Source organism: Streptomyces sp. NPDC030183 (assembly GCF_055573455.1).
Genome location: NZ_JBVIBK010000017.1, coordinates 151,595 through 164,892 on the forward strand (window position 1 = coordinate 151,595; position 13,298 = coordinate 164,892).

Below are 13,298 nucleotides of genomic sequence, written 5' to 3' on the forward strand. Positions count from 1 at the left end.
ACGGCGCCCCTGGAACGCGCGGAGGCCCGCTCCCGGCCGAAGCCAGAATCGGGCCATCCGTCACTCAGCGTTAGCTACGCAGCGACCGGGAGAGCGAGAGGAGCCGTCGCACAACGGGCACCCTCGACGCAGGGGCGGCACACGGACGTCGTCCACGTCCGGCCGACGAGGACCGGGGCCGCGTCCCCGTCGGTGAAGCAGTGCCCGCACCGAGCGTCGATGGGGAACTGACGGAGCATGCTCTCGGGGATCGTGAACATATCCGCCTCCAGAGCCTCCGTACCGAGAACGACGCTCGGGACGCTGTCGAGGTAGCTGTCCGACAGGACGACGCCCTCATACGAGGTGACGTCGTACGTCATGCCGACGGCGATCTCCGCGGGGAGCTGAAGGCGGTCGGCGACGTCGTGGGCGAGCGCGGTGAGGTTGGCCAGAGCCTCCGCCGACGACGTGTCACCGACGACCAAGATGACGCCAGACGTTTCGAGTGCCACGATGAGACCTCCAGTAATGGAAGAGCGAAGGGCCCGCCGTGCATCCGCCAAGATCTCGCGGGCCCTTTGCCTTGCTTGCGTCGGGGTGTGGCTACACCTTAGGCATGGGTGTGGCCACACCGCAACCCTCTCGGTGTGGCCACACCTCTGCTACGGTTCTCCCATGCCCAATCAACCGAAGACACCAGTCAGCCGGTTCCGTATCGACGCGGAGCTGTGGCAAGCGTTCGGTGACGCCGTTCCCGACGACACCGACCGTTCAGACGTCCTGCGGCGCTTCGTGGCGTACTACTGCCGTCGGCCAGGCGCCAAGCTTCCTGAGAGGCCACCAGCCGGCCCGTGGAGCAAACCACCCCAGACATGACAAGAGCCCCCGCCGGTACGTCCGACGGGGGCTCTGCGCTGCGTCTACTCGTCGCTGACCCGTGCTGACGCCATGACCACCTTTACGCGGTCCTCGACCTTGCAGGCGGGCGAGAACCCTCCGCGACCTCCAGCCTTGGCGACCTCAATCCGGTCAACGAAGAGTTCTACGAGCATCCGCTTGTCCTCCACGTCCGCCTTCGCCCACCACGACGTCGGCCCGACGGGGTCTCCGTCTTCAGACGCGCTCCACTGCTCAATGGGCAACGGCGGAAGGTCCGGGGTGCCGACTTCCCTGATCTTCTCGTCGAGCCCCTTCAGACGCGCTTCGAGAGACTGCTTGTCGGCCAGGAACTGACGGCGCCCGATCTCTCCGTCATAGATCCCAATCTTCAGGTCGCTGTATAGCTGCTCGACGGACCGCACCACCTGAGCGCGTTCACCCAGCAGTGCAGCGCGGGCGCTTCGCGCTTCGGGATTCTCCGTCAGCCGCGCGAGCCTGGCCATGGCCTCGACGATGGTGTCCATTGTCTCGGGGTCGTCCTCGTCGGCATTTCCAATGACGGCCATGATGCGCGCTGCGACGTAGGTGTCCACGTCGCGCTGTTGAATCGTGCATCCGCCCTCGTGTTTGCCGGGCTCGACGACGCCAGAAGGGCGGCTGCACTTGTAGACGTCGGCCGACCCCGTCATGGGACGCCCGCACTCGCAGAAGAAGCGCCCAAGGGCCGTCAGGACGTACTTACTGGGAGTGCCGCCCTTGCTGCCCCTACCCCGTCCCGCGAGCCAGTCCTGAAGCTCGAAGAACTTCCCACGAGGAATCAGCTCCTCGCCCACAACGATCGGTTCCTCGTTCTCGTCGCGGAGGATGCGGTATCCGCTGACGTTTCGGGTCTGGTTCCCCTCCCTGTCGCGGGCGTACACGGGTTCAGCGGCCATTCCCGCAAGGCGAGGATCGGTCAGGAGCCGTTTCACGGTCCGCTCGCGCCACAGTCCGCCGTTCTGCGTGACCACCTGACGGCTATTGAGCCACGTGACGATGGCACCCACTGACGCCGGGTGGGCATTCTGCTTTCCCGTCCACGGCTTGTCTTTGTACTCGAAGATGCGGTCCACCATCTTCAGCACTTCGCCCGCTTGATCGGTTCCGTCTTCCTTGACAGAAGCCGGCCGGAGACGGCGAATGGTGACGGTCCGGGGCTTTCCGTCGACTTCGTGGGTCACGACGAGCGGATAGGACTCAAGCCCGTATGGGACCGCACCTCCAGTCCAGCCCCCCAGATCTTTCGCAGTCTTCTTTACGCCGGAGATCGTCTGGCTTTTGTTCTTGCTGTCTTGATGCGCCGCATCGAGCCGCATAATCAGCATGATCAGTTCCATGGTGTTGTCGGGCGAGAAAGAGCCCTCTGACACCGACGTGATGGTTACGCCGAGGGAGAAGAGTTCGAGGACGATCGGGATAGCGTCCTTCGGTTCCCTGCGTGAGAACCGTGTGACGTTGAAGACGATGATCTCGTGGACCTGTCCGTCACGACAGTCGTTAAGCAGCCGCTCGAACGCTTTCCGCTTCGCGTTAGGGTCGTATCCGGACACCCCAATGTCTCGATAATGACCCTTGAACGAGCAGCCTCGCTCTCGCGCCTTTCGCTCCGTCGCCTCGTCCTGCGTTTGCGGACTGGCTTCCGACTTGTCCGCTTTGGCTTTCGACTGGCGGGTATATCCTGCCGCTACCCGGAGCACGGTAGCGACGTGCTCCGGGGCCCAGGCCCCCGCCTTTGTAGTTGGGTTCACATGGACCAAGGTACCCTAAGTGCATGAAGCTGGGGCTTCGTACGGATAGCTCACACAGGCCATGGTGTCAGAGGCTCCGAAGATCCTGCCGACTGGTGTTTGCGCGCACGTTTCGGCGAGCGGTCGCGGGGGAGGTCACTGACACGATGATCGGGTTGCGCGGCGGGGATCACGTGGCCCAGAAATGCGTTCGGGTGGAGATATGCATCGCGGTGGCGGACTGGGCGAGGGGACCGGTGACCTCGGTCCTCGTCGTGCCCGGCGGGGAAGGCACCGGCGCGAGGCGGAGGAGACCGCGGAGACCCCACGACAGGAACGAGGCATCTCGGGCACGCCCGGATCGGCCTCGACACCGCCGAGCACCACGTCGGGCGGCACGGGCGGACTGACCGGATCCGGCGGGCCTGGCGGATCGAGCGGCCTGGGCGGATCGAGCGGCCTGAGTGGACTGGGTACGCCGGGCGGATCGAACGGGCTGAGCGGACCGGGCGGACCAGGTGGATCGGGCGGGCCGAGCGGCGCGACCGGTGCGAGCACGTCGGCCGACGCGGCTGGTGCGGCTGGTGCGGCTGGTGCGGCTGGTGCGGCTGGGCCACTCGGCCCGGGTGACCCACTCGGCTCGACCGGCCCGGATACGCCGGCGGGCGGTCCCGGCGGTGTGATCGGACCCGGTGCTCAGGACGGCCCGAGTGGTCCGGGCGGTTCCACCGGACCGAGGGGCCTGACCGGACCGACGGGACCTTTGCGAGGTCTGGGTCCGCTCGGTTCCCTGGGCGAGCTGGCCGCCCGGAGGTTGCGAGGCGGACAAGGGTCGCAGGGAGCACGGGGCTCGGAAGGCGCGCAGCCGCCGTCGGGCGCACAGCCGCCGACGCCGTCGGGCCCTCCGCCGCAGCCCCCGCTGGGTGGCACCCCCCAGTCGCCCCAGCCGCCCGCGTCCCCCATGCCACCTCACTCTCCTCACCCCCCTCAGTCACCGCAGTCGCCCTCCTCGCCGTCGGTGCCGCAGGGGTCGCCGGGGTCACAGCCCCCGTACGCTCCGCCCGGCCCGCAGGGCGTGTACGGTCCGCAGGGTGCGCACGGCACCTACGAGACCCAGGACAGGGCGACCCCGGCCGACGGGTCCGTCGGCCTGCCCGGACGGGACGGCGCGAACGCTCCGCAGGAGGGTTCGCGGTTCTCACGCCGCAGGCGTACCGCGCACAGCGGATCCGACCGCGCCCAGGGCGATTCCGACCGTGCCGAGAGCGGTCCTGACCAGCCGGAGGGCGGTTCCGACCGACTCGGGCGCGGTGGTGCCGACCCGATCCAGGGCGGCGGCCCTGAGCGGAAAGGGCGGCGCAGCCGTATGGAGGGTATGGACCGTATGGATCGCGCCGAGCATGTGGATCGTGTCAACCGTGACGGAATGGATCAGACGGGCCAGACGGACCGGCCTGACGCCGTCGACCGTGAGAGCCGTGCGGCGCGCAGGCGCCGTGCGGACCGCCTCGACCAGGTGGTCAACCGGCTCCACACGGCCGGGAGCAGGAATGGTGGTCGGGTGGGGGTGACGTACAAATACTTCGGCGCGCCCGACGGCGCGACCGCGGCCCGTGTCCCGATCTCGATGCGCCCCGAGGAACTCGGCGGCGACGAGCTGGGCATGAACGGCATGTTCACCAAGATCAAGCCGGAGACGATGGCCGCGATGGTGCTGACCGGCATCGAGGGCGTCCCCCTGCACAAGGTCCCGCCCCTGGAACTGGTCGTCCTGCACCCCGACTACGCGGTCGTGAAGCTGCCGATGACGGTCGTGGACCCGCTGCGCGGCATCGGCGAGGAAGCGGTCGGCGCGGCGGCGTTCATCTGGTCCACGGTCCCGGACCGAGGCGGCCCCCGCGACGCGTTCAACGTCTACCAACTGCTCCACGAATGGCAGGACTTCAGCCACCGCCTGCACGAGGCGGGGCACCAGCCGTACTGCCTTGTGTGGCCCTGAGCCGAAGTTTCCCCTGATACCGGGCGAGGTCTTGGGACCTCGCCCTTTTCACGCCCCGTCACTGCTGTGTCCGGGCGCGCAGAGCCTGGACGGACCACTCGAGGGCTGGAGCCGGACTCTCCGGGGCCGGCCAGTCGTTGACCACTGCGAGCAGGTGGAGGTACCGCTCCCAGCGGGGGTCACTCGCGCTCTCCAGCCGGGTCGCCAGCCGGCGACGAAGCTCAGCGTCGTCCGGGCGGCCGAGGAGGTGCGCGCAGTGCGCCGTGAACGCCGCGACGATCGGATCGGCCTGGGGCGAGGCCGGGTCGATGCCGGCGGTCAGGGCCGCGGCGACCTGGTCACGGACGACTGCGGCGATGCCGCGGCGCGGGCCCGTCATACCGCTTCGGGTCTGCTCGGCCGCCTCGTCCTCGACCATCCGCCGCACGACGGCGCGGAAACCCGGGTCCATGGACATCCCGGCCAACTCCACCCACGCCCGGACCTGTTCCGCCTCCGCGTTGTCGGGCAACTCGGGGGTCAAGGAGCGGATGGCCCCCGCGAACGCGGGGGCGGCGTCAAGACCGCCGAAGACGGCGTCGAGGAACTCCCCGATCAGACGTCGGCGTTCGTCCTCGGAAAGCTGGGCCAACCGGTGCATGAGTTCCGTCTCCTCAGGTGTCGACCCGCGCTCGGCCACCGCCATCAGCACCGCGCGCCGCAGGCGCAGGACGCGGATCTGCACTGCCAGTGCTTCGGCGTGCGCCGCGGCGACCTCGGGAAGCGAGAGCTCGCGGTCCACGACCTTGCGGATCGTGGGAAGGTCCAGTCCCAGCTCGCGCAGGGTGCGTACGAGGTCCAGGCGTGCGACGGCGTCGATGCCGTAGAGGCGGTAGCCGGCCGGGCTGCGGTCCGTCGGCGCCACGATTCCGCGATCGGAGTAGAACCGGATGGTCTTGACCGGGAGACCGGTCCGTCTAGCCAGTTCGCCGATCGAGTAGAGCGTGTCGCCGTTCATGCCCCCACCCTCGTGTCTCCCCCTACTGGAGACTCAAGTCCCTTCGCGGACGGACAGCCCCCTCGTCCACCCACCACGTGCGGCGAAAACCCTTTGGCCGCGTGCGGAGGCCCCTGTTACCTTCGCCGAGGCCGTGCGAGAGGACGAGGAGGTGGTACCCGTGAACGTTGTATCGACATGGGTGCTCCCCTCTGGGGTCACGGTCGGGCGGTAGGTCGTCCGGGAGCGCCGTTCTCGCGCACTCCCGAAAGGCACGACCATGCGATTCACTTCCGAACTGCGCCTCGACGACGGTGTCCTCGAACGCGAGTTCATCCTCGGCGACATCCCCGGCACCCTGTGGACGCCCGAGTCCGCCGCGCCGGTCCCGCTGATTCTGACGGCCCACAACAACGGCCTGCCCAAGAGCGACGCCCGGCTGGTGGCCCGGGCACGGAAATCCGCCGCGTACGGCCACGCCGTGGCCACCATCGACGCCGCCGGGTGCGGTGACCGGCCCCGTTCCGCCGCCGACGAGCAGGCCCGCGCCGATCTCCGGCGGGCGATGGGGGCCGGCGAGCCGGTCGACGAGATCTTCGAGTCCCTCGTCGGCCCGCTGGTCGAGAAGGCGGTCCCGGAGTGGCGGACCACCCTGGACGCCCTCCTCGCGCTGCCCGAGCTCGGCGGCCCGGTCGGGTACTCGGGGTGGACGGCCCTCGGCATCCGGCTGGCGGTGACCGAGCCGCGCATCGCGGCGGCCTGCTGCTTCGCCGGGGGTTTCGTGCCCCGCGCCCAGCGCGAGGAGGCCCGGCGGGTCACCGTTCCGCTGCTGCTCCTTCTGCAGTGGGACGACGAGGGCAACCCCCGGCAGCGGGCCCTGGACCTGTTCGACGCCTTCGGCTCCCGGGAGAAGACGCTGCACGCCAACCTGGGCGGCCACACCGGCACCCCGTGGTTCGAACTGGACGACGGGAACCGCTTCTTCGGCCGGCACCTGAGGTGACACCGGGCCAGCCCGCCCCCGGGTTCCGCACCTCCGGGTCGGCCTTTCGGGAGGTGCCCATTCGGGTGGTGACTGGAGAGACAATTTCGGCCAAGTTCCCGGGTTCGTAGGGTCGTTGACGCAGTCATGGTCATTGTCCACGTGTCACGGGGAGCCCCACATGTTCACTTCCGCCGCAGGTCGTCTGACGTCCGCCGCCGTCGCCACGGTGGCCGGTCTCGCCGTGCTCGCGCCCGCCGCGCAGGCCGTGGAGCGGGGGCCGGCCGACCCTGTGGCGCCGCGGCTGACCGTCGCCGGGTACACGAAGTACCTCAAGGCCCAGTCCACGCCCGAGGCGAGGAAGGCGCTCAAGAGGTTCCTGGCGCTCAGCCGGGGGCAGCAGACCGTCTTCGTGAAGGACCTCCAGGACCGCCGGATCCACAAGGCGCTCCTCGGCAAGGTGGCGGCCCCCATCGGCAAGCCGGTCACCATCACCGACCCGTACAACAACGAGGTCCGGTTCGTCACCACGGCCACCTCCCAGGTCGCCAAGGACAAGAGCCGGACGACCACGGTCAGCTTCACCGTGACCCAGGAGATCTTCCGTATCCCGGTCACCAGCGAGACGCTCACCATCAGCTACCCGACCGCCGGCGAGGGGCCGAAGAAGATCACCGGCAAGGCCAGGGTCACCAACGTCAACGCGGCCATCGCCATCAAGGACAACCCCCGCGTCGTCGTCAAGGGCTCCGGCGCGCAGACCCTCTGGGTCGCGATCCCGCAGGTGAAGTCCTTCGGCAAGCCCGTCTACAAGAAGCAGCACATCCTCCGCACCGCTCCCGGCTTCCGCGCCCAACTCACCGACCAGGGCTGACGGGAGGGAACAGCGGCCGGCCGGGGTCGGACCACCCCGGCCGGCCGCCCACCCCTTCGACGAGGCGGTGGCACTCCGCGCGGCCGGGCCGCCGATCCGGTGGTCCTCCTACCGGCGGTCGCGGGCCGTCGTCCACGGGCCGGCGGCGGGGCATGAGCGCGTGCTCCGACCGGCGTCCATCTTGCCCCCGGCGCCCATCTTGACCTCGGCGCCTATCTTGACCTCATGCAGTCCTACACGATCGGTCAGGCCGCGCGGTTGCTCGGGGTGAGTCCGGACACCGCTCGGCGGTGGGCGGACGCGGGCCGGGTGGCGACCCGGCGCGACGACAGCGGGCGCCGGCTCATCGACGGCCGGGACCTCGCGGCGTTCTCCGTGGAACTGGCCGCGGACGCCGCCGCCGAGGACGACGCGCCCTACACCTCCGCCCGCAACGCGTTCCCCGGCATCGTCACCGCCGTCAAGCTCGGTGATGTGGCCGCGCAGGTGGAGATCCAGGCCGGGCCCCACCGTCTGGTCTCCCTCCTGACGCGGGAGGCCGTCGAGGAGCTCGGCCTGGAGGTCGGCATGGAGGCCACCGCCCGCGTGAAGTCCACCAACGTCCACATCGACCGCGCCTGAGCCAAGGGCTCCCCCACCACCGGCCCACTCCCGACAGCACCCCCTGACAGCACCCAGGACGCGTCGCCTCAGCACGTCTCCCGGTACGGCAGGTCCGGCAGGTACGTCCGGCCGAAGGCGAGGGCGCGGAGCGTGCCACCGGGTGTGAGGAGGGCGGAGCCGAGCGGGCGGTTGGAGGGGATGTCCCAGAGCTGGACGCTTCCCGAGGCGCCGCCGACCGCGAGGGTGCGGCCGTCGGCGGAGAAGGCGAGCGCGGCGATCATGTCGTCGGTGAGGGCGCTGCCGTCGTACGCGGTGAGGCGGGTGCCGGGCAGCTGGCCGAGCCGTTCGCCGACCGTCCCGTCCCAGAGCGTGACCCGGCCGGAGGCGTCGCCCACGGCCAGCCGGTCGCCGTCCGGGCTGAACGCCAGCGCCATGGCCAGGTCGTTGCCGAGCGAGCGCCGGCCGACCGTGCCGGTGGAGAGGTCGGCGACCACCCCGTCCGGGGCCACGGCGATGCCCGCGTCCGGGCTCAGCTCGGGCCGCTGGCCCAGGAGCCCGAACCCGCCGCCCCCGGCGATCAGCTGCCCGGCCGCGCCGCCGTCGCGACGCAGCTTCTTCACCCGCCGTCCGGTGCGTACGTCCCACACGTCGACGGCGTCGCCCAGGGCGGTCCGGAACGTCGTCATCAGCCTGCCGTCGTGGCTGAGCGCGATGCTCTGCACGGCCTCCGACTCGCCTGCGGGCAGGTCGACGACCGCGTGTGCCCGCCCGTTCCGCACGTCCCGGACGGTGACCCGCTGCCGGGTACCGGGCCCCGGTGTCGAGGCGGACCAGCCCCGCCCGTGGGCGAAGAACCTGCCGTCCCCGCTGAACGCCATGAGGTCGACGCACAGCGCCAGGTCACCCATGTCGTCCGCGTCATCCGGGTCGTCCATGTCATCCAGGTCGTCCATGTCATCCAGGTCGCCCCTGTCATCCGTGCTGTCCGGGCCATCCGGGCTGTCCAGGCCGCCCAGGTCCCCGTACTCCGGGCACGGTTTCTCCCGCGGCTCGTGGCGTACGCGGCCCGTCCGGGTGTCCAGGAGGCGGAAGCCCGCCTCGGGGCCCGTGTACCGCAGGACGGCCAGGGTTCTGCCGTCCGGGGAGAGCCGGGCCTCGTCGAGCGGGTGCCGGGTCCAGCGGGCCGTGGCCGCCGGGCCGAGGCTCAGGGTCCGGACGACGGTCGCCGGCGCGTTGAGATAGCGCGCGACACGGGTGCGGGGGTCGAGCTGGAACTCGGGGATCCCCGCCGCCCCGGCGGGCAACGCCTGCTTGAACACCGGCTCGGCGGGGTCCGCCAGCCGCCACAGCAGGAGCCCCCGGGCGCCGATCGCGGCGACGAACCGGCCGTCCGCCGAGAACCGGAACGCGACGAGCTCCCGTTCCTCGACCTTCGGCGACCCCTTCCCGGTACGGAAGTCCACCCTCCGCATCCCGGACTCGGAGAGCATCGCGAGGGTCCGGCCGTCCGGGGCGAAGGCGAGCTGCTCCTGGCCGGTGCCGCAGGTGCGGCGGGCCGACCCGGCCGGCCAGGGCACGGCGGCCTTCCCCGCGCCCCTGACGTCCCAGACCTCCACCGGCCGCCGGTCCGAGCAGAGCGCCAGCCACCGGCCGTCCCCGCTGATCGCCGTCTCCAGCGTCTCGCCGGACTTCACGGGCACCCGCAGCAGGGCCCGCCGGTTCCGCAGGTCCCACACCTGAGCGGTCCCCGGCCCGTCCGCCTCGTCCCGCGCGGCCCCGGGGTCCACGAGGAGCGTGCGTCCGCCGGGCCCGAACAGGGCCGTCTCCGCGGGGCCGGTGGGCAGCGTCGCCGTGACCCGCCCGGCCCGGACGTCCCACAGGGCGACCCCGTCGTACGTCGCCACCGCCAGCCGGCGGCCGTCCGGCGCGACGGTGACCGTCCCGGTGTCGTTCAGCCGCCCCAGACCCGGTGCCGTGTGCGTACGGCGATGGGTGCGCACGTCCCACGTCGTGATCCGGTCCGGTGCCACCGACACCAGGGTCCGGCCGCCCGCGACGAGATGCCGCCCGGTGGTCAGGCTGGTGTCCAGGGACGCGGTCTCGGCGCCGGGCACCGCGAAGGTGTCCTCCTCCCGCTGTGTGACCGACCCCAGCAGCGCCGAGCGGGTCTCCGTCGTCCGGGCCAACCGCCAGGCCGCGACGCCGAGCCGCATCGCGCGTACCGGGTCGGAGTACCGCAGGCTCTCCGCGACCGCCGCGATCCGCCGCGCCTCGGCCTCCGCGTGGCGCCGCTCGCTGGTACGCCCCTGCTGCCAGGCGGCGACGCCCGCGACGAGCGCGAGCACCACCAGGACCGCGAGACCGCCGGCCAGCACCCGGCGGCGCCGGCGCTCCCGGGTACGGGCCGTACGCCCCGCCGCCAGGAAAGCGGCCTCCAGGGGGGTGAGCGCGGCCCGCCGTCCCGGCTCGTCGAACAGTTCGACGGCGGTGTCGAGCCGGGTCCCCCGGTACAGCGCGCCGGGATCACGCCCCAGGTCGTCCCAGCCCTGCGCGGCCTCGGTCAGCCGCCGGTGGAACCGGAGCCGCTCCCGGTCCTCCTCGATCCAGGACCGCAGCCGGGGCCACGCCGTGATCAGCGCCTCGTGCGCCAGATCGACGGTGCCCTCGCCGAGCGTGACGAGCCGCGCCCGAGCCAGTCGCTCCAGTACGAGATCCACGTCGGCCGCGGCGGCACGGGGGCCGTCGGACCGGCCGGCGGAAGGCTCCGCGTCGCCTTCGGGCGGCCCGTGGTTGCCCAGCAGGTCCAGCTCCGCCCGGGCGACGGGTCGGCGGGTGTCCTGGGAGCCGTCCCCCGGGGTGATCAGACGCAGCAGGAGGGAGCGGGCCAGTGCTGCCTGGCCGGAGGAGAGGCCGCCGTACACCTCCTCGGCGGTCTGGGCGATCGCCCCGTGCAGACCGCCCGCGGCCTCGTACGCCTCGACGGTGAGCGCCCGGCCCCGGCGGCGCCGCCAGGTCTCGTGCAGGACGTGCGACAGCAGCGGCAGTCCGCCCGGCTCGCCCTCCACCTCGGCGACGAGCCGCGCGGTCAGTTCCCGTTCGACGATCAGCCCGGCGGTCTGCGCCGGTCCGACCACCGCCGACCGCAGCTCCGCCGCCCCCATCGGCCCCACCAGCAGCCCCGACTCCGACAGGGCCGCGGCCAGACCGCGGTGTTCGGCGCACCGTCCGTAGAAGTCGGCCCGTACGGCGATCACGACCCGCAGCCGGTTGTCCGGCTCCCGCGCGGCGAGCAGCCGTTCGATGAACTCGGCGCGTTCTGCCGGGTCCTGGCAGAGGGTGAAGACCTCCTCGAACTGGTCCACGACGACCACGACGTCCCCAGCGCGCCCGCGCGCCCCCGCGCCCGCCCCGTCTCCCGCCGCTCCCTCTCCCGCCGCCCCCAACGGGCCCGGTGAGCCCGGCACACCCGGTACGCCCAACGCCTCCGCGTGCGTCCGCCACGGGTGCGCCCCCGGTGTGAGGATCCGTACGCCCGCCACCATGAGGCCGCCGGCGCCGCTCCCCCGGAGCCCGGTTGACGGCCCCTGTGTCAGCCCCGGTATCAGCCCCGCCCTCAGCAGGGACGACTTTCCGCTTCCCGACGGTCCGAAGACCGCGGTGAACCGGCGGCCTGAGACCAACGTCCGTAATCGGCCCGCCAGTTCGTCGCGCCCGAAGAACCGGTCGTGGTCGTCCGGTTCGAACCGCGCGAGCCCTTGGTACGGCGAGCGCGCCGGGTCGTCCGGCGGCCGTAGCGCCTCCGCCTCCTCGCTGACGCTCTTCCAGCGCCGCTCCCACTCCTCGGGGTCGCCGCCGCAGACCCGTACGTACGCCAGGGTGACGGCGAGGGAGGGGAGTTGGTCGCCGGCGGCGGCCTGGGAGAGCGCGGTCACCGAGTAGTGGGCCCGGCGGGCCATCTCCCGGTAGGTGATGCCGCCGGCCTCCCGCCGCAGTTTCCGCAAGTCGTACGCAAAGCTCTGCACCGGTCCCGCGTTCGGATCCACGGGTGTTTCACGACGCCCCATGTCCATCGCCCCCTCGACGAACTACGCCTAACACGTTGTTCAGTTGTGGCGAAAGGGGCCTGCTGAACAACCCCGACCAGGCTGGACTCATGGAGCGGCCCGATGCGAGGCCGCACCGGACATCAGGTCGAAAGGACTGGGACAGCCCATGTCATTCAGCATCCGTACACCCTTCAGCATCCGCACCGCGATGACCGCGACCGCGGCGATGGCGGTCCTCGGCGCCCCGCTCGCGGTGGCGGCCCCCGCGACGGCGGTACCGGCCGGCACCGCGGCCACGCCGGCGCCCGCCGGCGACATGAGCGCGCGGGAACGCGAGGACGTGTGCTTCACCGGGGCCTGCGGCAGCGCCACCGTGACCTTCACGGGCCCGAACTCCGCGGATGTCAGCATGTCGGTGAACGACACCAAATGCCGGGACGGCAAGAAGCCCAAGATGCGCATCCACGCCCGCCAGTACAGCTACGCGAACCAGAAGCCGTACACCTGGAAGGGGCCGTGGCGGAAGTACACCAGGAACTGCGGCGGCTACCAGGTCTGGAACAAGTTCTTCCAGGGCGAGGAGCCCCTGTGGGCCATGCGGGTCGAGATCTGCAACGGCAGCCGCTGCAAGACCTCCGGCTGGATGGGCAACTCCAGCTGATCCGCGTCCAGCGGTCCTAGGCGCGCGCCGCGAGGTCGAACCAGACCGCCTTGCCGTCGGGATGGACCAGGCCGCCGCCGTAGGGGAGGGCGGCGGCCGTTCCCCAGTGGCCCTCGGTGAGGGCGTCCACGAGATACAGACCGCGGCCGCCCTCCTCCCACCCCTCGGGGGTCACATCCCGCATGACCGGGGGGCTCTCGTCACCGTCGTAGACGATCACCCGGACCCGCCAGCTCTCCACCGCCAGCCACAGAACCGATCCTCCGCCTTTGGCGTGCACACACGCGTTCGTGACCAGTTCGGACGTGCACAGCGCGGCCGCGTCGACGAGGTCGTCCAGACCGAGGGCGCGCAGCACGGTGGCGACGAAGTCGCGGGCGATCAGGGGGGAGGTGTCGAGGGGCGGACAGAACAGGGTGTAGGTCGTCGCCGCGGGTGAGACCCAGGGGGTGGGGGACGGGGTCCTGGGTGACGGCAGGGCAGGGAGGTTCGGGGCGGTATCGGGCATGGCTGACCAACTCCATTGCGAC

General features: G+C 71.3%; 10 protein-coding genes. 5 read left to right on the top strand and 5 right to left on the bottom strand.

Annotated elements, in window-relative coordinates; genetic code table 11:
* Positions 1 to 74 precede the first annotated feature (74 nt).
* Positions 75 to 494 carry a hypothetical protein gene (locus ACZ4Z2_RS21730; RefSeq protein ID WP_468078269.1) on the bottom strand — a complete coding sequence of 140 codons (420 nt, stop codon included), beginning with the start codon at positions 492 to 494 and terminating at the stop codon, positions 75 to 77.
* 408 nt (positions 495 to 902) lie between these two features.
* On the bottom strand, positions 903 to 2,648 hold the full coding sequence (locus ACZ4Z2_RS21735; RefSeq protein WP_468078270.1) for a recombinase family protein: 1,746 nt from the start codon (positions 2,646 to 2,648) through the stop codon (positions 903 to 905).
* 1,540 nt (positions 2,649 to 4,188) lie between these two features.
* On the opposite strand from ACZ4Z2_RS21735, the gene ACZ4Z2_RS21740 reads away from it, so the two are divergent.
* Complete coding sequence (locus ACZ4Z2_RS21740; protein ID WP_003974483.1) at positions 4,189 to 4,626, top strand: hypothetical protein; 438 nt, start codon at positions 4,189 to 4,191, stop codon at positions 4,624 to 4,626.
* Positions 4,627 to 4,684: 58 nt separating this feature from the next.
* On the opposite strand, the gene ACZ4Z2_RS21745 is transcribed toward ACZ4Z2_RS21740, so the two are convergent.
* Entirely contained in the window at positions 4,685 to 5,623 is a 939-nt protein-coding gene (locus tag ACZ4Z2_RS21745; RefSeq protein WP_468078271.1) for a MerR family transcriptional regulator, read from the bottom strand.
* Positions 5,624 to 5,882: 259 nt separating this feature from the next.
* On the opposite strand from ACZ4Z2_RS21745, the gene ACZ4Z2_RS21750 reads away from it, so the two are divergent.
* The 3 genes from ACZ4Z2_RS21750 to ACZ4Z2_RS21760 all read left to right on the top strand — a co-directional run bounded on the left by ACZ4Z2_RS21750 (position 5,883) and on the right by ACZ4Z2_RS21760 (position 8,079).
* Positions 5,883 to 6,605 (top strand): dienelactone hydrolase family protein, encoded by a 723-nt coding sequence (locus ACZ4Z2_RS21750; RefSeq protein ID WP_468078272.1) that lies wholly within the window; start codon positions 5,883 to 5,885, stop codon positions 6,603 to 6,605.
* A 160-nt stretch (positions 6,606 to 6,765) separates the two neighbouring features.
* A complete protein-coding gene (locus ACZ4Z2_RS21755; RefSeq protein WP_468078273.1) occupies positions 6,766 to 7,458 on the top strand; it encodes a hypothetical protein in 693 nt (230 codons plus the stop codon).
* Positions 7,459 to 7,683: 225 nt separating this feature from the next.
* A complete protein-coding gene (locus ACZ4Z2_RS21760; protein ID WP_468078274.1) occupies positions 7,684 to 8,079 on the top strand; it encodes a TOBE domain-containing protein in 396 nt (131 codons plus the stop codon).
* A gap of 68 nt (positions 8,080 to 8,147) precedes the next feature.
* Here ACZ4Z2_RS21760 and ACZ4Z2_RS21765 read toward each other — a convergent pair whose 3' ends face one another.
* Positions 8,148 to 12,125 (bottom strand): nSTAND1 domain-containing NTPase, encoded by a 3,978-nt coding sequence (locus tag ACZ4Z2_RS21765; protein WP_468078275.1) that lies wholly within the window; start codon positions 12,123 to 12,125, stop codon positions 8,148 to 8,150.
* A gap of 148 nt (positions 12,126 to 12,273) precedes the next feature.
* Here ACZ4Z2_RS21765 and ACZ4Z2_RS21770 point away from each other — a divergent pair, with 148 nt between their 5' ends.
* A complete protein-coding gene (locus ACZ4Z2_RS21770) occupies positions 12,274 to 12,768 on the top strand; it encodes a hypothetical protein (RefSeq protein WP_468078276.1) in 495 nt (164 codons plus the stop codon).
* Between the two features lie 16 nt (positions 12,769 to 12,784).
* Here ACZ4Z2_RS21770 and ACZ4Z2_RS21775 read toward each other — a convergent pair whose 3' ends face one another.
* Positions 12,785 to 13,276 (bottom strand): ATP-binding protein, encoded by a 492-nt coding sequence (locus ACZ4Z2_RS21775; RefSeq protein ID WP_468078277.1) that lies wholly within the window; start codon positions 13,274 to 13,276, stop codon positions 12,785 to 12,787.
* Between the last annotated feature and the right edge of the window lie 22 nt (positions 13,277 to 13,298).

What these genes read in the sequence shown, in the direction of transcription:
- ACZ4Z2_RS21755 (WP_468078273.1), top strand. Translation starts at nt 6,766, where the DNA reads ATGTTCACTTCCGCCGCAGGTCGTCTGACGTCCGCCGCCGTCGCCACG.
- ACZ4Z2_RS21765 (WP_468078275.1), bottom strand. Translation starts at nt 12,125, where the DNA reads ATGGGGCGTCGTGAAACACCCGTGGATCCGAACGCGGGACCGGTGCAG.
- ACZ4Z2_RS21750 (WP_468078272.1), top strand. Translation starts at nt 5,883, where the DNA reads ATGCGATTCACTTCCGAACTGCGCCTCGACGACGGTGTCCTCGAACGC.
- ACZ4Z2_RS21770 (WP_468078276.1), top strand. Translation starts at nt 12,274, where the DNA reads ATGTCATTCAGCATCCGTACACCCTTCAGCATCCGCACCGCGATGACC.
- ACZ4Z2_RS21745 (WP_468078271.1), bottom strand. Translation starts at nt 5,623, where the DNA reads ATGAACGGCGACACGCTCTACTCGATCGGCGAACTGGCTAGACGGACC.
- ACZ4Z2_RS21760 (WP_468078274.1), top strand. Translation starts at nt 7,684, where the DNA reads ATGCAGTCCTACACGATCGGTCAGGCCGCGCGGTTGCTCGGGGTGAGT.
- ACZ4Z2_RS21775 (WP_468078277.1), bottom strand. Translation starts at nt 13,276, where the DNA reads ATGCCCGATACCGCCCCGAACCTCCCTGCCCTGCCGTCACCCAGGACC.